21 protein-coding genes are annotated in these 21,448 nt (G+C 70.5%); 13 read left to right on the forward strand and 8 right to left on the reverse strand.

Annotated elements, in window-relative coordinates:
• Positions 1-11: 11 nt before the first annotated feature.
• Genes pgl through tkt form a run of 5 tightly spaced genes read right to left on the reverse strand, consistent with a single transcriptional unit; the run spans position 12 to position 6,608 of the window.
• Positions 12-794 (reverse strand): 6-phosphogluconolactonase, encoded by a 783-nt coding sequence (gene pgl, locus QIY60_RS22000; RefSeq protein WP_283143984.1) that lies wholly within the window; start codon positions 792-794, stop codon positions 12-14.
• On the reverse strand, positions 791-1,828 hold the full coding sequence (opcA, locus tag QIY60_RS22005) for a glucose-6-phosphate dehydrogenase assembly protein OpcA (protein ID WP_283143985.1): 1,038 nt from the start codon (positions 1,826-1,828) through the stop codon (positions 791-793). The genes pgl and opcA overlap by 4 nt, the downstream gene beginning before the upstream one ends.
• Positions 1,825-3,348, reverse strand: coding sequence for a glucose-6-phosphate dehydrogenase (gene zwf, locus QIY60_RS22010; RefSeq protein WP_283143986.1), 1,524 nt, complete (start codon positions 3,346-3,348; stop codon positions 1,825-1,827). Before zwf ends, opcA begins: the two co-directional genes overlap by 4 nt.
• A gap of 3 nt (positions 3,349-3,351) precedes the next feature.
• Entirely contained in the window at positions 3,352-4,470 is a 1,119-nt protein-coding gene (tal, locus tag QIY60_RS22015) for a transaldolase (protein ID WP_283143987.1), read from the reverse strand.
• A 35-nt stretch (positions 4,471-4,505) separates the two neighbouring features.
• On the reverse strand, positions 4,506-6,608 hold the full coding sequence (tkt, locus tag QIY60_RS22020) for a transketolase (protein WP_283143988.1): 2,103 nt from the start codon (positions 6,606-6,608) through the stop codon (positions 4,506-4,508).
• A gap of 331 nt (positions 6,609-6,939) precedes the next feature.
• Between tkt and QIY60_RS22025 the strand changes: the two genes are divergently transcribed.
• The 3 genes from QIY60_RS22025 (at position 6,940) to QIY60_RS22035 (ending at position 9,522) form a co-directional block, all read left to right on the forward strand.
• Complete coding sequence (locus QIY60_RS22025; RefSeq protein WP_283143989.1) at positions 6,940-7,893, forward strand: heme o synthase; 954 nt, start codon at positions 6,940-6,942, stop codon at positions 7,891-7,893.
• Between the two features lie 118 nt (positions 7,894-8,011).
• Positions 8,012-8,347 carry a hypothetical protein gene (locus tag QIY60_RS22030; RefSeq protein ID WP_283143990.1) on the forward strand — a complete coding sequence of 112 codons (336 nt, stop codon included), beginning with the start codon at positions 8,012-8,014 and terminating at the stop codon, positions 8,345-8,347.
• Between the two features lie 71 nt (positions 8,348-8,418).
• The gene (locus tag QIY60_RS22035; protein WP_283143991.1) at positions 8,419-9,522 is read left to right on the forward strand and encodes an amidohydrolase; all 1,104 of its coding nucleotides are present in this window, start codon (positions 8,419-8,421) and stop codon (positions 9,520-9,522) included.
• Here the strand turns inward: QIY60_RS22035 and QIY60_RS22040 are convergent.
• The 3 genes from QIY60_RS22040 to QIY60_RS22050 all read right to left on the reverse strand — a co-directional run bounded on the left by QIY60_RS22040 (position 9,496) and on the right by QIY60_RS22050 (position 12,279).
• On the reverse strand, positions 9,496-10,500 hold the full coding sequence (locus tag QIY60_RS22040) for a COX15/CtaA family protein (RefSeq protein WP_283146032.1): 1,005 nt from the start codon (positions 10,498-10,500) through the stop codon (positions 9,496-9,498). The two genes, QIY60_RS22035 and QIY60_RS22040, sit on opposite strands and share 27 nt — an antisense overlap.
• 88 nt (positions 10,501-10,588) lie before the next feature.
• Positions 10,589-11,356: an ABC transporter permease gene (locus QIY60_RS22045; protein ID WP_283143992.1), complete on the reverse strand. Its 768-nt coding sequence runs from the start codon at positions 11,354-11,356 to the stop codon at positions 10,589-10,591.
• The gene (locus tag QIY60_RS22050) at positions 11,353-12,279 is read right to left on the reverse strand and encodes an ABC transporter ATP-binding protein (protein WP_283143993.1); all 927 of its coding nucleotides are present in this window, start codon (positions 12,277-12,279) and stop codon (positions 11,353-11,355) included. Before QIY60_RS22050 ends, QIY60_RS22045 begins: the two co-directional genes overlap by 4 nt.
• Before the next feature lie 349 nt (positions 12,280-12,628).
• Between QIY60_RS22050 and QIY60_RS22055 the strand changes: the two genes are divergently transcribed.
• The 10 genes from QIY60_RS22055 to QIY60_RS22100 all read left to right on the forward strand — a co-directional run bounded on the left by QIY60_RS22055 (position 12,629) and on the right by QIY60_RS22100 (position 21,392).
• On the forward strand, positions 12,629-13,378 hold the full coding sequence (locus QIY60_RS22055) for an ArsR family transcriptional regulator (protein WP_283143994.1): 750 nt from the start codon (positions 12,629-12,631) through the stop codon (positions 13,376-13,378).
• A complete protein-coding gene (gene sufB, locus QIY60_RS22060; RefSeq protein ID WP_283143995.1) occupies positions 13,375-14,796 on the forward strand; it encodes a Fe-S cluster assembly protein SufB in 1,422 nt (473 codons plus the stop codon). Before QIY60_RS22055 ends, sufB begins: the two co-directional genes overlap by 4 nt.
• Positions 14,797-14,864: 68 nt before the next feature.
• Positions 14,865-16,046 carry a Fe-S cluster assembly protein SufD gene (sufD, locus tag QIY60_RS22065; protein ID WP_283143996.1) on the forward strand — a complete coding sequence of 394 codons (1,182 nt, stop codon included), beginning with the start codon at positions 14,865-14,867 and terminating at the stop codon, positions 16,044-16,046.
• Positions 16,046-16,366, forward strand: coding sequence for a non-heme iron oxygenase ferredoxin subunit (locus QIY60_RS22070; protein WP_101387766.1), 321 nt, complete (start codon positions 16,046-16,048; stop codon positions 16,364-16,366). Before sufD ends, QIY60_RS22070 begins: the two co-directional genes overlap by 1 nt.
• A gap of 6 nt (positions 16,367-16,372) precedes the next feature.
• Positions 16,373-17,140: a Fe-S cluster assembly ATPase SufC gene (sufC, locus tag QIY60_RS22075; RefSeq protein WP_283143997.1), complete on the forward strand. Its 768-nt coding sequence runs from the start codon at positions 16,373-16,375 to the stop codon at positions 17,138-17,140.
• Entirely contained in the window at positions 17,137-18,393 is a 1,257-nt protein-coding gene (locus QIY60_RS22080; protein ID WP_190088933.1) for a cysteine desulfurase, read from the forward strand. Before sufC ends, QIY60_RS22080 begins: the two co-directional genes overlap by 4 nt.
• Positions 18,394-18,404: 11 nt before the next feature.
• A complete protein-coding gene (sufU, locus tag QIY60_RS22085) occupies positions 18,405-18,869 on the forward strand; it encodes a Fe-S cluster assembly sulfur transfer protein SufU (RefSeq protein WP_190088934.1) in 465 nt (154 codons plus the stop codon).
• On the forward strand, positions 18,866-19,204 hold the full coding sequence (locus QIY60_RS22090; protein ID WP_190088935.1) for a metal-sulfur cluster assembly factor: 339 nt from the start codon (positions 18,866-18,868) through the stop codon (positions 19,202-19,204). The genes sufU and QIY60_RS22090 overlap by 4 nt, the downstream gene beginning before the upstream one ends.
• A gap of 269 nt (positions 19,205-19,473) precedes the next feature.
• A complete protein-coding gene (locus tag QIY60_RS22095; RefSeq protein ID WP_283143998.1) occupies positions 19,474-20,796 on the forward strand; it encodes a hypothetical protein in 1,323 nt (440 codons plus the stop codon).
• 59 nt (positions 20,797-20,855) lie between these two features.
• Entirely contained in the window at positions 20,856-21,392 is a 537-nt protein-coding gene (locus QIY60_RS22100; RefSeq protein ID WP_283146033.1) for a TetR family transcriptional regulator, read from the forward strand.
• The last annotated feature ends 56 nt before the right edge of the window (positions 21,393-21,448 follow it).

Genomic DNA, 21,448 nt, shown 5'->3' on the forward strand with positions numbered 1-21,448 from the left:
TCACGGTGAGGTCACGGCGAGGCAGGCGGATACAGCGCGCGCGGCAGCCGGGACGCGGCCGCCGAGTCGAGCAGCCACAGGGTGCGGCCACGGCCGTACGCACCCGCGGCCGGAGCCTGCACCTCGCCCGCGCCCGACAGGGCGATGGCCGCGGCCTGCGCCTTGTCCTCGCCCGCCGCGAGCAGCCACACCTCGCGGGCCGCCCGGATCGCCGGCAGCGTCATCGAGACCCGGACCGGCGGCGGCTTGGGCGCGCCGTGCACCCCGACCACCGTCCGCTCGGTCTCGCGCACCGCGGGCAGCTCCGGGAAGAGCGACGCCACATGGGTGTCGGGGCCGACCCCCAGCATCAGCACGTCGAACGTCGGCACGTCGCCGTGGTCCTCCGGGCCGGACGCGGCGGCCAGCTCCTCGGCGTACGCGGCGGCCGCCGCGTCCACGTCCGTACCGTACGGGCCGTCCGACGCGGGCATCGCGTGCACCCGCTTCGGGTCGACCGGCACCGCGTCGAGCAGCGCCGCCCGGGCCTGGGTGACATTGCGCTCCGGGTCGCCCTCGGGCAGGAACCGCTCGTCGCCCCACCACAGGTCGAGCCGCGACCAGTCGATCGCGTCCCGGGCCGGGGAGGAGGCGAGGGCCGCGAGCAGCCCGTTGCCGTTGCGGCCGCCGGTGAGGACCACGGACGCCGAGCCGCGGGCGGCCTGGGCGTCCACGACCTTCGTGATCAGCCGGGCCGCCGCGGCCTGCGCCATCAGCTCCTTGTCGCGGTGGACGACGAGCTGAGGGGTGCTCACTTCGCCGCCGCCTTCTTGGCCGGAGCCTTCTTCGCGGCGGGCTTGGCGTCCGCGGAGCCGTCCGCCGCCAGCGCAGCGGAGGCCTCGGGCGCGGCCTTCCCGTTCGACGGCTCGCCGAGCCGGTCCACGCCGAACCTCAGCGCGGAGGCGTAGGTGTCGTCCGGGTCGAGGCGCCGCAGCTCCTCGGCGATCAGCTCGGCCGTCTCGCGCCGCTTGAGCGCCACCGCGCGGTCCGGCTGGCCCTGGATGGAGAGCGTGGCCAGCGAGCCGTCGGCGCGGTCCAGGACGATCGGGCCGCAGTCCGTCTCCATCCGTACGGCGGTCAGGCCCGGGCCCGAGGACTGCGAGCGCCGCACCGGCACGTCGAGCCGGTCCGCGAGCCACATGGCGAGCAGCTCGCAGCTCGGGTTGAACTCCTCGCCCTCCACCTCGACCGAGGTCACCTTGCACGACACCTGGTCGAGCGCCGCGGCCAGCATCGAGCGCCAGGGCGTGATGCGGGTCCACGACAGGTCGGTGTCGCCCGGGGTGTAGGTCGCGGCGCGGCCGGTCAGCTCCTCTATGGGCTGCTCGGCGGCGTAGGTGTCGGTGACCCGGCGCTGGGCGAGGGCGCCCAGCGGGTCGTTGGCCGGGTCGATCGGCGAGTTCACCGGCCACCAGACGACGACCGGCGCGTCCGGCAGCAGCAGCGGCAGCACCACCGACTGGGCGTGGTCGACCACCTCGCCGTACAGCCGCAGGATCACCGTCTCACCGGTGCCCGCGTCCGCGCCGACCCGCACCTCGGCGTCCAGGCGCGACTGGGTGCGGTCGCGCGGCGAGCGGGAGACCCGCTTGATGACCACGAGGGTGCGCGAGGGGTGCTCGCGCGAGGCGTCGCTCGCGGCGCGGAGCGCGTCGTACGCGTTCTCCTCGTCGGTGACGATGACCAGGGTCAGGACCATGCCGACGGCGGGTGTGCCGACGGCGCGGCGGCCCTGGACGAGTGCCTTGTTGATCTTGCTGGCCGTGGTGTCCGTAAGGTCGATCTTCATGGCCGGCGCCAGCTCCGTCCGTCTCGTGCGAGCATTTCGTCCGCCTCGACCGGGCCCCAGGTGCCCGACGCGTACTGCGCGGGCTTGCCGTGGGCGTCCCAGTACTGCTCGATCGGGTCGAGGATCTTCCAGGACAGCTCGACCTCCTCCAAGCGGGGGAAGAGGTTGGAGTCGCCGAGCAGGACGTCGAGGATGAGCCGCTCGTACGCCTCGGGGCTGGACTCGGTGAAGGACTCGCCGTAGGCGAAGTCCATCGACACGTCCCGGACCTCCATCGAGGTGCCCGGCACCTTGGAGCCGAACCGCACGGTGACGCCCTCGTCCGGCTGGACCCGGATGACCAGCGCGTTCTGCCCCAGCTCCTCCGTCGCCGTGTGGTCGAAGGGGGAGTGCGGGGCGCGCTGGAAGACCACCGCGATCTCGGTGACCCGGCGGCCCAGGCGCTTGCCGGTGCGCAGGTAGAACGGGACGCCCGCCCAGCGGCGGTTGTCGATCTCCAGCTTGACCGCGGCGTAGGTGTCGGTCTTCGACTTGGGGTCGATGCCGTCTTCCTGGAGGTAGCCGACGGCCTTCTCGCCGCCCTGCCACCCGGCCGCGTACTGACCGCGCACCGCGTTGGCGCCCAGGTCCTTCGGCAGCCGCACCGCGCCCAGGACCTTGGTCTTCTCCGCCGCCAGCGCGTCCGCGTCGAAGGAGGCGGGCTCCTCCATCGCGGTCAGCGCGAGCAGCTGGAGGAGGTGGTTCTGGATCACGTCACGGGCGGCGCCGATGCCGTCGTAGTACCCGGCCCGGCCGCCGATGCCGATGTCCTCGGCCATGGTGATCTGGACGTGGTCGACGTACGACCGGTTCCAGAGCGGCTCGAACATGGTGTTGGCGAAGCGGAGCGCCAGGATGTTCTGGACGGTCTCCTTGCCGAGGTAGTGGTCGATCCGGAAGACCTCGTCCGGCGGGAAGACCTCGTGGACGACCTTGTTGAGCTCCTGGGCGGAGACCAGGTCGTGGCCGAAGGGCTTCTCGATGACCGCGCGGCGCCAGGAGCCGTCCTTCTGGTCGGCGAGCCCGTGCTTCTTGAGCTGCTGGACGACCTGGGGGAAGAACTTCGGCGGCACCGAGAGGTAGAAGGCGAAGTTGCCGCCGGTGCCCTGCGCCTTGTCGAGCTCGGCGATCGTCGACTTCAGCTGCTCGAAGGCGTTGTCGTCGTCGAAGTCGCCCTGGACGAAGCGCATGCCCTGGATGAGCTGCTGCCAGACCTCCTCGCGGAAGGGGGTCCGCGCGTGCGCCTTGACGGCGTCGTGGACCTCCTGCGCGAAGTCCTCGTCCTGCCACTCCCGGCGGGCGAAGCCGATCAGGGAGAAGCCCGGCGGAAGCAGACCGCGGTTGGCGAGGTCATAGACAGCGGGCATCAGCTTTTTACGGGACAAATCGCCCGTGACGCCAAAGATCACCAGGCCCGACGGCCCCGCGATACGCGGGAGCCGTCGGTCTGCGGCGTCACGCAGCGGATTGCTGCTTGACAAGATCTACGCCTCCGAGGGTGCGAGGCGCTCAAGCTCCGCCTCGGTCGACTTGAGCAGGTCGTTCCAGGACGCCTCGAACTTCTCGACGCCCTCGTCCTCCAGGAGCTGCACGACCTCGTCGTACGAGATGCCCAGCTTCTCGACGGCGTCGAGCTCGGCGCGCGCCTGCTCGTAGGTGCCCGAGACGGTGTCGCCGGTGATCCGCCCGTGGTCGGCGGCCGCCTCCAGGGTGGCCTCCGGCATGGTGTTCACCGTGTTGGGGGCGACCAGGTCGTCGACGTACAGGGTGTCCTTGTACGCCTTGTCCTTCACGCCGGTGGAGGCCCACAGCGGGCGCTGCTTGTTGGCGTGCGCCTTGTCGAGGGCGGCCCAGCGGTCGGAGGAGAAGACCTCCTCGTACGCCTGGTAGGCCAGGCGCGCGTTGGCGAGTCCGGCCTTGCCGCGGGCGGCCTTGGCCTCGTCGGTGCCCAGCGCGTCGATCCGCTTGTCGATCTCGGTGTCCACGCGGGACACGAAGAAGGACGCCACGGAGTGGATCTTCGCCAGGTCCAGGCCGCGCTCCTTGGCCTTCTCCAGACCGGCCAGGTAGGCGTCCATGACCTCGCGGTAGCGCGCGAGGGAGAAGATCAGCGTGACGTTGACGCTGATGCCCTTGCCGATGACCTCGGTGATCGCGGGCAGGCCCGCCTTGGTCGCCGGGATCTTGATGAGCGTGTTCGGCCGGTCCACCAGCCAGGCCAGCTGCTTGGCCTCGGCGACGGTGGCCGTGGTGTTGTGCGCCAGGCGCGGGTCGACCTCGATGGAGACCCGGCCGTCCTGGCCCTCGGTCGCGTCGAAGACCGGGCGCAGGATGTCGGCGGCGTCCCTCACGTCCGCCGTCGTGATCATGCGAATGGCCTCGTCGACGGTGACCTTGCGGGCGGCGAGGTCGGCGAGCTGCTGCTCGTAGCCGTCACCCGAGGAGATCGCCTTCTGGAAGATCGACGGGTTGGTCGTGACGCCCACGACGTGCTGCTGGTCGATCAGCTCGGCGAGGTTGCCCGAGGTGATCCGCTTGCGCGACAGGTCGTCGAGCCAGATCGCGACGCCTTCGTCGGAGAGGCGCTTGAGTGCGTCTGTCATGAGAAATGCATCTCCTACTAGTTCGTATACCGGCGTCAGCGCGCGGTGGCGGCCAGAGATTCCCGGGCGGCGGCGGCCACGTTCTCGGCGGTGAAGCCGAACTCGCGGAAGAGCACCTTGCCGTCGGCGGAGGCACCGAAGTGCTCCAGGGACACGATGCGGCCCGCGTCGCCCACGTACCGGTGCCAGGTCAGGCCGATACCGGCCTCGACCGCGACCCGCGCCTTGACCGACGGCGGCAGGACGCTGTCCTTGTACGCCTGGTCCTGCTCCTCGAACCACTCCACGGACGGCATCGAGACGACCCGGGTCGGGACGCCCTCCGCCTGGAGCGCCTCGCGCGCCTCGACGGCGAGCTGGACCTCGGAGCCGGTGCCGATGAGGACGACCTGGGCGTCAGCGGTCTCGCCCGAGGGGCCCGTGGCCTCGAACAGCACGTAACCGCCCTTGGCCGCGCCCTCGTTGGCCTCGTACGTCGGCACGCCCTGACGGGTCAGCACCAGACCGTGCGGGGCGCCCTTGCCGAACACCTTGGTGTAGCGCTTGAGGATCTCGCGCCAGGCGATCGCGGTCTCGTTGGCGTCCGCCGGGCGGACGACGTTGAGGCCCGGGATCGCGCGCAGCGAGGCCAGGTGCTCGACCGGCTGGTGGGTCGGGCCGTCCTCGCCCAGACCGATGGAGTCGTGCGTCCACACGTACGTCACCGGCAGGTGCATCAGGGCCGACAGACGCACCGCGTTGCGCATGTAGTCGGAGAACACCAGGAAGGTGCCGCCGTAGATACGGGTGTTGCCGTGCAGCGCGATGCCGTTCATCTCGGCGGCCATCGAGTGCTCGCGGATGCCGTAGTGGATCGTGCGGCCGTACGGGTCGGCCTCCGGCAGCGGGTTGCCCTCGGGCAGGAACGACGAGTTCTTGTCGATCGTCGTGTTGTTCGAGCCCGCGAGGTCGGCCGAGCCGCCCCACAGCTCGGGGATGACCGCGCCAAGGGCCTGCAGGACCTTGCCGGAGGCGGCGCGGGTGGCGACGCCCTTGCCGGACTCGAAGACCGGGAGCTTCTCCTCCCAGCCCTCGGGCAGCTCGCCCGCGTTGACGCGGTCGAACTCGGCGGCGCGCTGCGGGTTGGCGGTGCGCCAGGCGGCGAACGACTTCTCCCACTCGCCCCGGGCCTCACGGCCGCGGTCCAGGGCGGCGCGGGTGTGCGCGATGACCTCGTCGGCGACCTCGAAGGTCTGCTCCGGGTCGAAGCCCAGGACGCGCTTGGTGGCCGCCACCTCGTCGTCGCCGAGCGCCGAGCCGTGCGCGGCCTCGGTGTTCTGCGCGTGCGGGGCGGGCCAGGCGATGATCGAGCGCATCGCGATGAAGGAGGGGCGCTCGGTCTCGGCCTTGGCGGCCTCGATCGCCTCGAACAGCGCCCGCGGGTCGAGGTCGCCGTTCTCCTTCGGCGCCACGCGCTGGACGTGCCAGCCGTACGCCTCGTACCGCTTGAGGGTGTCCTCGGAGACCGCGGTCTCCGTGTCGCCCTCGATCGAGATGTGGTTGTCGTCCCAGAGCAGGACCAGGTTGCCCAGCTTCTGGTGACCGGCCATCGAGGACGCCTCGGCGGAGATGCCCTCCTGGAGGCAGCCGTCGCCCGCGATCGCGAAGACGAAGTGGTCGAACGGGGAGGTGCCCGGGGCGGCCTCCGGGTCGAACAGACCGCGCTCGTAGCGGGCGGCCATGGCCATGCCCACGGCGTTGGCGACACCCTGGCCCAGCGGGCCGGTGGTGGTCTCCACGCCGGTGGTGTGGCCGTACTCCGGGTGGCCCGGGGTCTTGGAGCCCCAGGTGCGGAAGGCCTTCAGGTCGTCCAGCTCCAGGCCGTACCCGGCCAGGTAGAGCTGGATGTAGAGCGTGAGGGACGAGTGGCCCGCGGACAGCACGAAGCGGTCGCGCCCGGTCCAGTCCGCGTCCGCCGGGTCGTGGCGCATCACCTTCTGGAAGAGGGTGTACGCGGCCGGGGACAGGCTCATCGCCGTACCAGGATGGCCGTTGCCGACCTTCTGTACAGCATCCGCGGCCAGGACGCGGCCGGTGTCTACGGCCCGCTGGTCCAGTTCGGTCCACTCAAGGTCTGTGGTGGTCGGCTTGGTGCTCACCCTGAGTCAGGGCTCCTCTCCACATGTTCGTTCCCGGTGACTGTGGGCGCACCGGGCGCTGTCGAGCCTACCCCCGCCGGAACGCTCATTTTTTCGACCGCCCACCGGTTGGGACACACACCTCCAGAGTGCCCAAGACCGGGCACTTCCGCCTCACGGCGTAGTCTTCGCGACCCGCCCCCAACACGAGCCCACCCCCGCGAAGGGCGGCGTATGGGCAACGTCTACAGTGGCGTGGTACGCGCAAGTCTTCACCGGGTTCTCACTGCCCGGGACGTCCGGGCCCATTCGACCGATTGCCCCGGGACTTGCTGGGAATTCTCTGTCAGGGGTGTGCGTGACGGCCGTCGAGTCCCGACCCGCAGGGGTCGTCTTGACTCCCAGCCCGGGGGCCCATCGGCCGTTCGGGGCCCGCGTCAAGGCGTTCGTGGCGCTGACCAAGCCGCGGATCATCGAACTGCTGCTGATCACCACCATTCCGGTGATGTTCCTGGCCGAGCAGGGCGTGCCGTCGCTCTGGCTGGTGCTGATCACCACGGTCGGCGGCTACCTCTCGGCGGGCGGCGCCAACGCGCTGAACATGTACATCGACCGCGACATCGACGCCCTGATGGACCGCACCTCGCAGCGGCCGCTGGTCACCGGGATGGTCTCGCCGCGCGAGTGCCTCGCCTTCGGCATCACCCTCGCGATCGTCTCCACGCTCCTGTTCGGCTTCGCCGTCAACTGGCTGTCGGCCTGGCTGTCACTCGGAGCGCTCCTCTTCTACGTCGTCGTCTACACGATGATCCTGAAGCGCCGCACCTCGCAGAACATCGTGTGGGGCGGCATCGCCGGCTGCCTCCCGGTGCTCATCGGCTGGTCGTCCGTCACCAACTCGATGTCGTGGGCGCCGGTCATCCTCTTCCTCGTCATGTTCTTCTGGACGCCGCCGCACTACTGGCCGCTGTCCATGAAGGTCCGCGAGGACTACGCGCGCGTGGGCGTGCCGATGCTGCCGGTCGTCGCCTCCAACAAGGTGGTCGCCAGGCAGATCGTGCTCTACAGCTGGCTGATGGTCGCCGTCTCCCTGCTGCTGACCCCGCTGGGCTACACCGGCTGGTTCTACACCCTGGTGGCGCTGCTGGCCGGCGGCTTCTGGCTGTGGGAGGCGCACGGGCTGCAGAACCGGGCGAAGGCGGAGGTGACGGGCGCCAAGCTCAAGGAGATGCGCCTGTTCCACTGGTCCATCACCTACGTCTCGCTGCTGTTCGTGGCGGTCGCGGTGGACCCGTTCCTCAGGTAACGGGGGTCCGGGGGCGTCAGCCCCCGGAATGAATGCTTCTTCGATGGGAGGGGCCAGTGGCGCAAGCCACTGGCCCCTCCCATCGCACGTTGATCTACTGACGAGTAGCATCGCGGCTATGGCAGAGACCCAGGACAAGCAGGCCGTAAAAGCGGAGCGTCACGCGGCGCGCCTCGCCAAGCAGATCGGCCACTTCGCCAAGGAGCACGGCGGCGCCGAGGGCCAGGTGGCGTACATCGGCCAGCGCGGCGCGCGGATCGTGCTCGTCGGCGAGGACGGCGGCTGGGGCGACCTGGTGGCCCCCAGCCACGCGGTCGCGCTCGCCGCGGTCGAGAAGGCCGGGATCACCGTCCACGAGGACTTCGACGGCGAGTTCGCGGCCAAGGTGAAGACCGGCCGGTACGAGTGGACCCGGATGGCCGGGATCCAGCTCGGCGGTCCTAAGAACGGCTGAACGGCAACAGCAACACTCATCCGGGGCTCACCCGTTAGTGAGGTGGAAGCACACCACCCAGGGAGCCCCGGATGATCGACGCCGTGCCGCAGCCGGACCTGGTGGACCAGTACTGCCATGGAGTGCTCCGCACCGAGCTGGGGCTCGGCACGTTCGAGACGCAACTCGGCAGGACCGGCGCCCCGCCCGCCCCCGGCACCACGTTCTTCGACACCCAGACCGGCTTCGCGGTCCGCCGCTGGTGCCCGCCGCTGCTCGGCCTGGAGGCGCACTGCGCCCCGGCCCGCTATCTAGCCCGCCGGCGCGAGCTGGGCGTCCTGGAGACCGTCAGACGGCTCCTGCGCGGCTCGGGCGTCTCCACCTATCTGGTGGACACGGGCCTGCCGGGCGATCTGACCGGGCCGGGCGAGCTGGGCGCCGCCGGGGCCGCCGACGCCCATGAGATCGTCCGCCTTGAACTCCTCGCCGAGCAGGTCGCCGACACCTCGGGCACCGTCGACGCGTTCCTCGCCAACCTCGCCGAGGCCGTGCACACCGCGGCCGCCTCGGCCGTCGCCTTCATCTCCGTCACGGCCGTGCGCCAGGCCCTCGACCCGGACCCGCCCGGGCCCGGCGAGGTGCGCGGCGCGGCGGGCCGCTGGCTGACCCGGCGCCGCATCCAGGAACCGCTGGAGGACCCCGTGCTGCTGCGGCACCTGCTGTGGAGCGCGGTGGCCTCGGGGCGCCCGCTCCAGCTGCGGCTCGGCATGGACGACGCGACCGGGCTCGCCGGATTCGCCGCCGCGACCAACGGCCTGGGCACGGACCTGGTGCTGCTGCACGGCTATCCGTACCACCGCCAGGCCGCCCATCTGGCGAGCGTCTTCCCGCATGTGTACGCGGACGTGGGGCCCGCCCTGGTGCGTACGGGGGCGAGGGCCGCCGACGTGCTGGCGGAGCTCCTGGAGCTGGCGCCGTTCGGGAAGCTGCTCTACTCCAGCGGCGCGCGCGGGCTGCCCGAGCTGCACGTGGTGGGCGCCCGGCAGTTCACCCACGCGCTGAGCCGGGTCCTGGGCGCCTGGGTGGCCGACGGGGCATGGGCCCGTACGGACGCCGAGCGGGTCGCCGCGATGGTCGGGGCGGGGAACGCGCGGCGGGTGTACGGGCTGTCAGGCGCGGGTGAGCGCCGGGTCTGACTGGGCCGGGACGGACGCGGCGACCTCGGGCCGCTCGCGCAGCGAGAGCAGCACGCGCACCACGGCGATCCACACCAGGCACGAGCCGAGCATGTGCAGGGCGACGAGGGCTTCGGGCGTCTTGGTGAAGTACTGGATGTAGCCGATGATCCCCTGGCTCATCAGCACGAGGAAGAGGTCCCGGGCCCGGTTGCGCGGCCCCACTGGGGCGTCCACGGCCTTCAGGACGAACCAGAGCGCGACGGTGAGGGCCACCACGACCCAGGCGAGGTCGGCGTGGAGCTGGCTGATCATCGTCCAGTTCAGCGGGATGCGCTCCACGTCGCTGGAGTCGCCCGCGTGCCGCCCGGCGCCGGTGACGACCGTGCCGACCGCGACCAGCGCGCCCGCCGCGACCACCAGCAGCCAGGTCAGCTGGACCACGGCCTTGCCCACCAGCGGGCGCGGCTCGCCGTCGCCCTCGCGGGTGCGCTGCCAGGTCGTCATCGCGACCGTGAGGAGCGCGGTGGAGAGCAGGAAGTGCGCCGCGACGGTGTACGGGTTGAGGCCGACCAGGACGACGATGCCGCCCAGGACCGCGTTGCCCATGACGATCCAGAACTGGATCCAGCCGAGCCGGGTGACGCTGCGCCGCCACGGGCTCGCGGCCCGGGCCGCGATGATCGCCCAGCCGACGGCCGCGCACAGCACGTACGTGAGCATGCGGTTGCCGAACTCGACGGCGCTGTGGAAGTTCATCTCGCCGGTCGGCGTCAGGCTCTGGTCGGTGCACTTGGGCCAGGTCGGGCAGCCGAGCCCGGACCCGGTGAGCCGGACCGCGCCGCCGGTCACCACGATGACGACGGCCATGACGACGGCGATCAGGGCCGCGCGCTGGACGGTCCGCGGGGACGGTGTCCACCGCTCGGCGATGAAGGCGAGCGGGTTGCGCACCGCCTGAGCCACATCGGCTCGGGTCACGTTCGGCATGGGCCCTATCGTAGGGGGCCGTTTGTGCACGTTTTCACGAGGGGGGTCCGGGAGGACGCGGCACGAGGGGTGCGAATCGGCCACCTGCCTCAGCGGATCACTCCCAGCGGAAGAACCTCGCCGCCGCGCCCAGGCCCAGGACCGTCCAGACCGCCAGGATCCCCAGGTCGCCCCAGGGCATCGACGCCCCGTGCTGGAGGACGTCCCGCAGCCCGTCCGAGAGGGCCGAGATGGGCAGCAGCCCGAGCGCCGTCTGCACGCCGTCCGGGAACTTGTCCATCGGCACGATTACCCCGCCGCCCACGAGCAGCAGCAGGAAGACCAGATTGGCGGCGGCGAGCGTCGCCTCGGCCTTGAGCGTGCCCGCCATCAGCAGCCCGAGCCCGGAGAACGCGGCCGTGCCCAGGACCAGGAGCAGCAGCACGGCGAACGGGTTGCCGTGCGGCGACCAGCCAAGGGCGAAGGCGATCACGGTCAGCAGGGCGACCTGGAGCACCTCGGTGACCAGCACCGACAGGGTCTTCGCGGTCATCAGCGCCCAGCGCGGCAGCGGGGACGCGCCGAGCCGCTTCAGCACTCCGTAGCGGCGGTCGAAGCCGGTGGCGATGGCCTGGCCGGTGAAGGCGGTGGACATCACGGCGAGCGCGAGGACGCCGGGGGTGAGGAAGTCGACGGACTTGCCCGCGCCGGTGTCGATGATGTCGACCCCGCTGAACAGCACGAGCAGCAGCGCCGGGATGACCACGGTGAGCAGCAGCTGCTCGCCGTTGCGCAGCAGCATCCGGGTCTCCAGGGCGGCCTGCGCGCCGATCATCCGGCCGACGGGCGCGGCCCCAGGGTTCGGCGTGTACGTACCGGCACTCATCGCCGCAGCTCCCTACCGGTCAGTTCGAGAAAGACGTCTTCGAGGGTGTGGCGTTCGACCGCGATGCCGTCGGGCATCACGCCGTGCTGGGCGCACCAGGAGGTGACGGTGGCGAGCAGCTGCGGGTCGACGGTGCCGCTGATGCGGTACGCGCCCGAGGTGAGCTCGGCCGCGGCCGTGCCGTCGGGCAGCGCCTTGAGGAGGGAGGCGAGGTCGAGCCCGGGGCGGCCGGTGAAGCGGAGCGTGTTCTCGGCGCCGCCGCGGCAGAGCGTCTCGGGGGAGCCCTGGGCGACGACCTTGCCCGCGTCGACGATCGCCACGTCGTCCGCGAGCTCCTCGGCCTCGTCCATGAAGTGCGTGGTCAGGACGGTGGAGACGCCGTCGGCCCGCAGTTCCCGTACGAGGTCCCAGGTGGCGCGGCGGGCCTGCGGGTCCAGGCCCGCGGTCGGCTCGTCCAGGAAGACCAGCTCGGGGCGGCCGACCACGGCCATGGCGAGCGCGAGGCGCTGCTGCTGGCCGCCGGAGAGCCGGCGGTAGGTGGTGCGTCCGCAGCTCTCCAGGCCGAGGCGCTCGATGAGCGCGGGCACGTCCAGCGGGTGGGCGTGCAGCTTGGCCATGTGGCGGAGCATCTCCTCGGCGCGGGCGCCGGAGTAGACGCCGCCGGACTGGAGCATCACGCCGATGCGCGGGCGGAGCCGCTCGGCCTCGGTGACCGGGTCGAGGCCGAGGACGCGGACCGTGCCGGCGTCCGGTCTGCGGTAGCCCTCGCAGGTCTCGATCGTGGTGGTCTTGCCGGCACCGTTGGGGCCGAGGACGGCGGTGACGGTCCCGGCGGCGACCCGCAGGTCGAGGCCGTCCACGGCGGTCTTCGATCCGTACCGTTTGACCAGGCCGGCCACCTGGACGACGGACTCGCTCTTCATGACCGGCAAGTCTAGGCAGGGCGGACGGCGCCCCGGACCGTGGGGCGGGGGTCGTACGGGGGCACGGATGCGCGCATGCGCGACCTTTCTTTTCGGCCACCGGAGCCCCCGGCCGGGGGCCTGTGCGGACCCGGCCGGAGGGGCGTTCGGAGAGGTGTGCGAAAAGGGTCCCCGTACGCCATACCCCGAGGTCAAGCAGGTCGGCGGTGTCCTTTTCCGACGTGTCCCATTTGATCGATCAAAGATCGTTTCCGCAGGTCAGCTTAGGTATGCCTAAGTGATGCACCGCACCGTTCAATGATCAAGAGGTGGCTTGTCAGGCTCTGAGGAATTACGCAACAATGGTGTTGTGAAAAACGTTGGCGAGGCTCCGCAGGAGGAACTCGCGACCGGTGAGCGGTCCACCCGCAACCGGGTCGCGCGCTCCATCCTGGACCACGGGCCCTCGACCGTCGCGGACCTCGCGAAGCGCCTGGGCCTCACCCAGGCCGCCGTCCGCCGCCACCTCGATGCCCTGGCGGCGGACGACATCGTCACCGCCCGGGAGCAGCGGGTGTACGGGGCGCGGACCCGCGGCAGGCCCGCCAAGGTCTTCGCCCTCACGGACTGCGGGCGGGACGCCTTCGACCAGTCGTACGACAAACTGGCCGTGGACGCGCTCCGCTGGATCGAGAAGTCCGCGGGCGGCGGCGCGGCCGGCGAGGAAGCCGTCGTCGCCTTCGCCCGGGCGCGGATCGAGGCCCAGTCCGAGGGCTACCGCGAGGCCGTCGAGGCGGCGCCGCCCGAGCAGCGCACCGAGGCTCTGGCCAAGGCCTTGACCGCCGACGGGTACGCTGCCACGGCGCGCAGCGCGCCCCTCCCCGGACGGGGCGAGCAGCTCTGCCAGCACCACTGCCCGGTCGCCCACGCGGCCGAGCAGTTCCCGCAGCTGTGCGAGGCGGAGACGGAGTTCTTCTCCCGCCTGCTCGGAACCCATGTGCAGCGTCTGGCCACCATCGCCCACGGCGACGGGGTGTGCACGACGTTCATCCCGCACAGCGCACCACAGACCATCACCGAATCAGCATCCACAAGCACGGCCGGGAGGAACCCCGCATGACTCTCCCCACGGAGACTGCCCACCCCGAACTCGAGGGCCTGGGCAACTACGAGTACGGCTGGGCCGACTCCGACGCGGCGGGTGCCGTTGCCAAGCGCGGGCTCTCCGAGGACGTCGTCCGCGACATCTCCTCGAAGAAGAACGAGCCCGAGTGGATGCTGAAGCTGCGCCTCAAGGGCCTTCGCCTCTTCGACAAGAAGCCCATGCCGAAGTGGGGCTCGGACCTCTCGGGCATCGACTTCGACAACATCAAGTACTTCGTGCGGTCCACCGAGAAGCAGGCGGAGTCCTGGGAGGACCTGCCCGAGGACATCAAGAACACGTACGACAAGCTCGGCATCCCCGAGGCGGAGAAGCAGCGCCTCGTCGCCGGTGTCGCGGCCCAGTACGAGTCCGAGGTCGTCTACCACCAGATCCGCGAGGACCTGGAGCAGCAGGGCGTCATCTTCCTCGACACCGACACCGCGCTGAAGGAGCACCCGGAGCTCTTCCAGGAGTACTTCGGCACGGTCATCCCGGTCGGCGACAACAAGTTCGCGTCGCTGAACACGGCCGTGTGGTCCGGCGGCTCGTTCATCTACGTGCCCAAGGGCGTCCACGTGGACATCCCGCTCCAGGCCTACTTCCGTATCAACACGGAGAACATGGGCCAGTTCGAGCGGACGCTGATCATCGTCGACGAGGACGCCTACGTCCACTACGTCGAGGGCTGCACCGCCCCGATCTACTCCTCGGACTCGCTGCACAGCGCCGTCGTCGAGATCATCGTGAAGAAGGGCGGCCGCTGCCGCTACACGACGATCCAGAACTGGTCGAACAACGTCTACAACCTGGTCACCAAGCGCGCCGTGGCGTACGAGGGCGCGACCATGGAGTGGATCGACGGCAACATCGGTTCCAAGGTCACCATGAAGTACCCGGCCGTCTACCTGATGGGCGAGCACGCCAAGGGCGAGACCCTGTCCATCGCCTTCGCGGGCGAGGGCCAGCACCAGGACGCCGGCTCCAAGATGGTCCACATGGCGCCGAACACGTCCTCCAACATCGTCTCCAAGTCGGTGGCGCGGGGCGGCGGCCGCACCTCGTACCGCGGTCTGGTCGAGATCGGCGAGGGCGCCCACGGCTCCAAGTCGAACGTGCTGTGCGACGCGCTGCTCGTCGACACCATCTCCCGCTCCGACACCTACCCGTACGTGGACGTCCGCGAGGACGACGTGTCCATGGGCCACGAGGCGACCGTCTCCAAGGTCTCCGAGGACCAGCTCTTCTACCTGATGAGCCGCGGTCTGACCGAGTTCGAGGCGATGGCGATGATCGTGCGCGGCTTCGTCGAGCCGATCGCCAAGGAGCTGCCCATGGAGTACGCCCTGGAGCTCAACCGGCTGATCGAGCTGCAGATGGAGGGCTCGGTCGGCTAGCACAGCCTGACGACCGTCCCCGCAGCAGCGAACGCAGACTGATCTAGGAAGAGAGCACTACGACAGCCATGGCTGAGGCTCAGAACATCCCGGCGGGCTCCACCACCGCCGGCTCGATCGCGGTGGCCGCCGAGTCGACCGTCGCCACGCGCATGAGCGCGCCCCCGTCCTTCGACGTGGCGGACTTCCCGGTTCCGCACGGCCGCGAGGAGGAGTGGCGGTTCACGCCGCTGGAGCGGCTGCGCGGGCTGCACGACGGCACCGCCGTCGCGACCGGCGACGGACTGCGCGTCGAGGTGACGGCCCCCGAGGGCGTCGTCGTCGAGACGGTGGGCCGCGACGACGCGCGGCTCGGCCGGGCGGGCACGCCGGTGGACCGGATCGCCGCCCAGGCCTACTCGTCGTTCGAGAAGGCCTCGGTCGTGACCGTCCCCAAGGAGGCGGTCCTCACCGAGCCGATCCGCATCGCCGTGCACGGCGAGGGCGGCACCGTCTTCGCGCACCAGGTCGTCGAGCTCGGCGCGTTCGCCGAGGCCGTCGTGGTCATCGACCACACCGGTGACGCGGTGCTCGCCGCCAACGTGGACTTCGTCCTCGGCGACGGCGCCAAGCTGACCGTCGTCTCCGTGCAGGACTGGGACGACAAGGCCGTCCACGTCGCCCAGCACAACACGCTGATCGGCCGCGACGCCTCCTTCAAGTCCGTCGTCGTCACCTTCGGCGGCGACCTGGTCCGCCTCCACCCGCGGGTCTCCTACGCGGGCACCGGCGGCGAGGCCGAGCTGTTCGGCCTGTACTTCACCGACAAGGGCCAGCACCAGGAGCACCGGCTCTTCGTCGACCACAACACGCCGCACTGCAAGTCCAACGCCGTGTACAAGGGCGCCCTGCAGGGCGACGACGCGCACGCCGTGTGGATCGGTGACGTGCTCATCCAGGCCAAGGCCGAGGGCACCGACACCTACGAGATGAACCGCAACCTGGTCCTGACGGACGGCGCCCGCGTCGACTCCGTGCCGAACCTGGAGATCGAGACCGGCGAGATCGCCGGCGCCGGTCACGCCTCCGCCACCGGCCGCTTCGACGACGAGCAGCTGTTCTACCTGATGGCGCGCGGCATCCCCGCGGCCGAGGCCCGCCGTCTGGTGGTCCGCGGCTTCTTCGCCGAGCTGGTCCAGCAGGTCGGTGTCGCGGACGTGGAGGAGCGACTGCTCGCCAAGATCGAGGCGGAGCTGGAGGCGGCCGTCTGATGTCCGCCTTCGTCCGTGTCTGCGCGCTGAGCGAGCTGGAGGAGGACACCCCGAAGCGGGTGGAACTCGACGGCACGCCGGTGTCGCTCGTCCGCACCGAGGGCGAGGTGTTCGCGATCCACGACATCTGCTCGCACGCGAACGTCTCGCTGTCGGAGGGCGAGGTGGAGGACTGCCAGATCGAGTGCTGGCTGCACGGCTCCACGTTCGACCTGCGCACCGGCAAGCCGTCCGGCCTGCCCGCGACGCGACCCGTGCCCGTTTACCCCGTAAAGATCGAAGGGGACGATGTGCTCGTCTCCGTATCCCAGGAGAACTAAGTCCCCATGGCAACGCTTGAAATCCGCGACCTGCACGTCTCCGTGGAAGCCGAGAACGGCCCCCGGGAGATCCTCAAGGGCGTCGACCTGACCGTGAAGCAGGGCGAGACCCACGCCATCATGGGCCCCAACGGCTCCGGCAAGTCCACCCTCGCGTACTCGCTCGCGGGTCACCCCAAGTACACGATCACCGGCGGCACGGTCACCCTGGACGGCGAGGACGTCCTGGAGATGTCCGTCGACGAGCGCGCCCGCGCCGGCGTCTTCCTGGCCATGCAGTACCCGGTCGAGGTCCCCGGCGTCTCGGTCTCCAACTTCCTGCGCACCTCCGCCACCGCCATGCGCGGCGAGGCGCCCAAGCTGCGCACCTGGGTGAAGGAGGTCAAGTCCGCGATGGAGCAGCTCCAGATGGACCCGGCCTTCGCCGAGCGCAACGTCAACGAGGGCTTCTCCGGCGGTGAGAAGAAGCGCCACGAGATCCTCCAGCTGGAGCTCCTCAAGCCGAAGATCGCGATCCTCGACGAGACCGACTCCGGTCTGGACGTCGACGCGCTGCGCCAGGTCTCCGAGGGCGTCAACCGCGTCCGCGAGACCGGCGAGGTCGGCACCCTGCTGATCACCCACTACACGCGCATCCTGCGCTACATCAAGCCCGACTTCGTCCACGTCTTCTCCGAGGGCCGCATCGTCGAGTCCGGCGGCGCCGAGCTCGCCGACAAGCTGGAGAACGAGGGCTACGAGGCCTACAGCACGAAGGGTGGCGCTTCCGAGTGACGATTCTGCCGGGCCTCCTCGACACCGAGGCGATCCGCAAGGACTTCCCCTTGCTGGACCGTGTGGTCCACGACGGGAAGAAGATCGTGTACCTCGACAGCGCGGCGACTTCGCAGAAGCCGCGCCAGGTGCTCGACGCTCTCAACGAGTACTACGAGCGGCACAACGCCAACGTCCACCGTGGTGTGTACACGGTGGCCGAGGAGGCCACGGCGCTGTACGAGGGTGCGCGCGACAAGGTCGCCGCGTTCATCAACGCGCCGAGCCGCGACGAGGTGATCTTCACCAAGAACGCCTCGGAGTCGCTCAACCTGGTCGCCAACATGCTGGGCTGGGCCGACGAGCCCTACCGCGTGGACCACGAGACCGAGATAGTCATCACGGAGATGGAGCACCACTCCAACATCGTGCCGTGGCAGCTGCTCTCGCAGCGCACCGGCGCGAAGCTGAAGTGGTTCGGCCTCACCGACGACGGCCGTCTCGACCTCTCCAACATCGACGAGATCATCACCGAGAAGACGAAGATCGTCTCCTTCACGCTGGTCTCGAACCTGCTGGGCACCGTCAACCCGGTCGAGGCGATCGTCCGCCGCGCCCAGGAGGTCGGCGCGCTGCTGTGCATCGACGCCTCGCAGGCCGCGCCGCACATGCCGCTGGACGTGCAGGCGCTCCAGGCCGACTTCGTGGCCTTCACCGGCCACAAGATGTGCGGCCCGACGGGCATCGGCGTGCTGTGGGGCCGCCAGGAGCTGCTTGAGGACCTGCCGCCGTTCCTCGGCGGCGGCGAGATGATCGAGACGGTCTCGATGCACTCGTCGACGTACGCGCCGGCGCCGCACAAGTTCGAGGCCGGTACGCCCCCGATCGCCCAGGCCGTCGGCCTCGGCGCGGCCGTGGACTACCTCTCGGCGATCGGCATGGACAAGATCGCCGCGCACGAGCACGCGATCACCGAGTACGCGGTCAAGCGCCTGCTCGAAGTCCCCGACCTGCGGATCATCGGCCCGACCACGGCCGAGGACCGGGGCGCCGCGATCTCCTTCACGCTCGGCGACATCCACCCGCACGACGTGGGCCAGGTCCTCGACGAGCAGGGCATCGCGGTCCGGGTCGGCCACCACTGCGCGCGCCCGGTCTGCCTGCGCTACGGAATTCCCGCGACCACGCGAGCGTCTTTCTACCTGTACTCCACGCCCGCCGAGGTCGACGCCCTGGTGGACGGTCTGGAGCACGTACGGAACTTCTTCGGCTAGGGGTAGCGACGGTGAAGCTGGATTCGATGTACCAGGACGTCATCCTGGACCACTACAAGCACCCGCACGGGCGGGGCTTGCGGGACGGTGACGCCGAGGTGCACCACGTGAACCCGACGTGCGGCGACGAGATCACCCTCCGGGTGAAGTACGCGGGCTCGCGGATCGAGGACGTCTCGTACGAGGGCCAGGGCTGCTCCATCAGCCAGGCCAGCGCCTCGGTCCTCAACGACCTGCTGGTCGGCAAGGACCTGGACGAGGCGCAGCGGATCCAGGAGACGTTCCTGGAACTGATGCAGTCCAAGGGCCAGCTGGAGCCGGACGACGCGATGGAGGAGGTCCTGGAGGACGCGGTGGCTTTCGCCGGCGTCTCCAAGTACCCCGCGCGCGTGAAGTGTGCTCTGCTGAGCTGGATGGCCTGGAAGGACGCGACGGCCCAGGCGCTGGGCGCCGGAGCCGAGAGGAAGAGCGCATGACCGAGAACGCAGGGGCCACGCTGAAGCCGGCCTCGGAGGAAGAAGTCCGCGAGGCGCTGTACGACGTCGTCGACCCCGAGCTGGGCATCGACGTCGTCAACCTGGGCCTCATCTACGGCATCCACATCGACGACGCCAACATCGCGACGCTGGACATGACCCTGACGTCGGCGGCCTGCCCGCTGACCGATGTGATCGAGGACCAGGCGAAGTCCGCGACGGAGGGCATCGTCAACGAACTCAAGATCAACTGGGTCTGGATGCCGCCGTGGGGCCCGGACAAGATCACGGACGATGGGCGCGAGCAGCTGCGGGCGCTGGGGTTCAACGTCTGAGCGAGCTGTGCACATGAAAGGGCCCCGGCGTCACGCCGGGGCCCTTTCCGCGTCAGCGGCGCCGCTGATCGGCTGAGGCGAGCCGGGCCGTCCGGCGGCGTACGGATCTGTTCGCCTCCCGTACGTATCTCGTACGGCCGAAATTGGCGCACGCACCGGAGCCTTCTCGTCGACATCAGGCCGACGAGAGGCGCCCAGTGCTGTATGACGTTTCGCGGAGCAGGCGCGTTGCCCTTGCGGTGGCGGGCGGGGCTCTTACGCTGGCCGGCATGGGCCTGAACGCACCCGCGCACGCGGCCGGTTACGGCACCCCGACCCTCTCGCTTTCGGCCAGTTATCTCTCGGGGGCCGTGGGCGCGACCGGGGACCCCGTGGTGACCGTGACCGTCGGACAGAGCGGGGCCGACGCCTCCGCGCTCACCGTCGTCGCCTCGGCCAGCACCAGGCCCTCCGTCGCCGGGACCGGTGACGTGGCGGTCACCGGGACCGGGGCCACCCGGCAGGTCGCGGTGGCCGCGCACGGGCGCGGGTACACCGACCTCACCCTCAAGCTCACCGGGCTGGGCGGCAAGAGCGTCACCAAGACGCTGCACTACGCCGCCTCGGCCGCCGTCCAGTACGCCTCGGACACCCGGTACTTCACCGGCTCCAGCGACGCCTCCGCCGCCGTCGACGTGGGCGGCGGCTACATCGTCGTCGCCGACGACGAGTCCAACACGCTGCGGCTGTACGACCGTTCGGCCTCCGGCGCGCCTGCGAGGACCTGGGACTTCAGCTCCCAGCTCGGGGTCGGCAAGGAGATCGACATCGAGGGCGCCGCCCGCGTCGGCGACACGATCTACTGGACCGGCTCGCTCGGCAACAACAAGGACGGCGAGTACAAGGCCGACCGCAACACCGTCTTCACCACCACCGTCACCGGGTCCGGGGCGAGCACCCAGCTGGCGCTGGGCCGTTCGTACAAGAAGCTGCGTGACGACCTGGTCGCCTGGGACCGCGCCAACGGCGACCGGTACGGCTTCGCCGCCGGGACCGCCGCGGGGCAGGCGCCCAAGCAGATCGACGGGTTCAACGTGGAGGGCCTGGAGTTCGCGCCCGGCTCGGCCACCACCGCGTACGTCGGCTTCCGGGCGCCGCTCGTGCCGCCCGCCGACGGCGGCAAGGCGCTCATCGTGCCCGTCACCAACTTCGACAAGGTCGTCGACAGCGGGGTCAAGGCCGTCTTCGGGGCGCCGATCGAGCTCGACCTGGGCGGGCTGAGCATCCGGGACATCCGCAAGAACTCCGCCGACCAGTATCTGATCGTCGCCGGGTCGTGGGCGGCCGACGACAACTCCGACCCGTACGCCCTCTACTCCTGGGACGGCGTCGCCGCGCACGCCCCGGTCAAGCTGCGCGACCTGCCCACCAGCGACCCGGGCGGCTGGGAGGCCGTCGTGGACGTGCCGGACCTGTCGGTGCCCGGGGCCCGCGCCCAGCTGATCACCGACGACGGGTCGGCCGACCTGTACGGGGACGGGACCGACGCGAAGGACCTCACGCACCCCGAGTGGAAGAAGTCCCGCGCCACCTGGTTCACCGTCACCGGCTGAGCCCCGGGCCGGGCCCGGTACGGTCGGGGCATGGCTTGCGAGCAGGGAGCGTGCGACTGATGGCCCGCCGGTACGACCCCGACCGGCGGCGCCGCATCATCGACGCCGCGATCCGCGTGGTCGGCGAGCGCGGTATCGCCGGGCTCAGCCACCGCAGCGTCGCCGCCGAGGCCGATGTGCCGCTCGGCTCCACCACGTACCACTTCAAGACGCTCGACGAGCTCATGGTCGCCGCGCTGCGCCAGGCCAACGAGGGCTTCGCCGCCGCGATCCGCGACAGCGGGGCGCTGGCGGAGCCGGGCGTGGACGTGGCGGCGGAGCTCGCGCGGCTGATGGGCGAGTGGATCGCGGGGGACCGGGGGCGGGTGGAGCTGGAGTACGAGCTCTATCTGGCGGCGCTGCGGCGGCCCCCGCTGCGGCCCGTCGCGGCCGAGTGGACCGAGGGCGTGGCGGAGGTCCTGGCCCGGCACACGGACCCGGTGACGGCCCGGGGCCTGGTCGCCCTGATGGACGGGATCTGCCTCCAGGCACTGCTGACCGGCGGGGCCTATGACCAGGGTTACGCACGGGAGTTGCTGGGGCGGCTGTTGCGGTAGCGCTCTGCGGGGGGTGCGGTCGTTTGTCTGCGGGCCGTGCGTGGCTGGTCGCGCAG

Source organism: Streptomyces sp. BPTC-684 (assembly GCF_030028635.1).
Classification (GTDB): Bacteria; Actinomycetota; Actinomycetes; order Streptomycetales; family Streptomycetaceae; genus Streptomyces; species Streptomyces noboritoensis.

Bases quoted from the DNA above. Each gene is read 5' to 3' on its own strand.
- QIY60_RS22100 (WP_283146033.1), top strand. From the start codon at position 20,856: ATGGCCCGCCGGTACGACCCCGACCGGCGGCGCCGCATCATCGACGCC.
- sufB (WP_283143995.1), top strand. From the start codon at position 13,375: ATGACTCTCCCCACGGAGACTGCCCACCCCGAACTCGAGGGCCTGGGC.
- QIY60_RS22050 (WP_283143993.1), bottom strand. From the start codon at position 12,279: ATGAAGAGCGAGTCCGTCGTCCAGGTGGCCGGCCTGGTCAAACGGTAC.
- QIY60_RS22045 (WP_283143992.1), bottom strand. From the start codon at position 11,356: ATGAGTGCCGGTACGTACACGCCGAACCCTGGGGCCGCGCCCGTCGGC.
- opcA (WP_283143985.1), bottom strand. From the start codon at position 1,828: ATGAAGATCGACCTTACGGACACCACGGCCAGCAAGATCAACAAGGCA.
- QIY60_RS22070 (WP_101387766.1), top strand. From the start codon at position 16,046: ATGTCCGCCTTCGTCCGTGTCTGCGCGCTGAGCGAGCTGGAGGAGGAC.
- QIY60_RS22035 (WP_283143991.1), top strand. From the start codon at position 8,419: ATGATCGACGCCGTGCCGCAGCCGGACCTGGTGGACCAGTACTGCCAT.
- sufD (WP_283143996.1), top strand. From the start codon at position 14,865: ATGGCTGAGGCTCAGAACATCCCGGCGGGCTCCACCACCGCCGGCTCG.
- QIY60_RS22090 (WP_190088935.1), top strand. From the start codon at position 18,866: ATGACCGAGAACGCAGGGGCCACGCTGAAGCCGGCCTCGGAGGAAGAA.
- tal (WP_283143987.1), bottom strand. From the start codon at position 4,470: ATGACAGACGCACTCAAGCGCCTCTCCGACGAAGGCGTCGCGATCTGG.
- QIY60_RS22030 (WP_283143990.1), top strand. From the start codon at position 8,012: ATGGCAGAGACCCAGGACAAGCAGGCCGTAAAAGCGGAGCGTCACGCG.
- sufC (WP_283143997.1), top strand. From the start codon at position 16,373: ATGGCAACGCTTGAAATCCGCGACCTGCACGTCTCCGTGGAAGCCGAG.
- QIY60_RS22095 (WP_283143998.1), top strand. From the start codon at position 19,474: ATGGGCCTGAACGCACCCGCGCACGCGGCCGGTTACGGCACCCCGACC.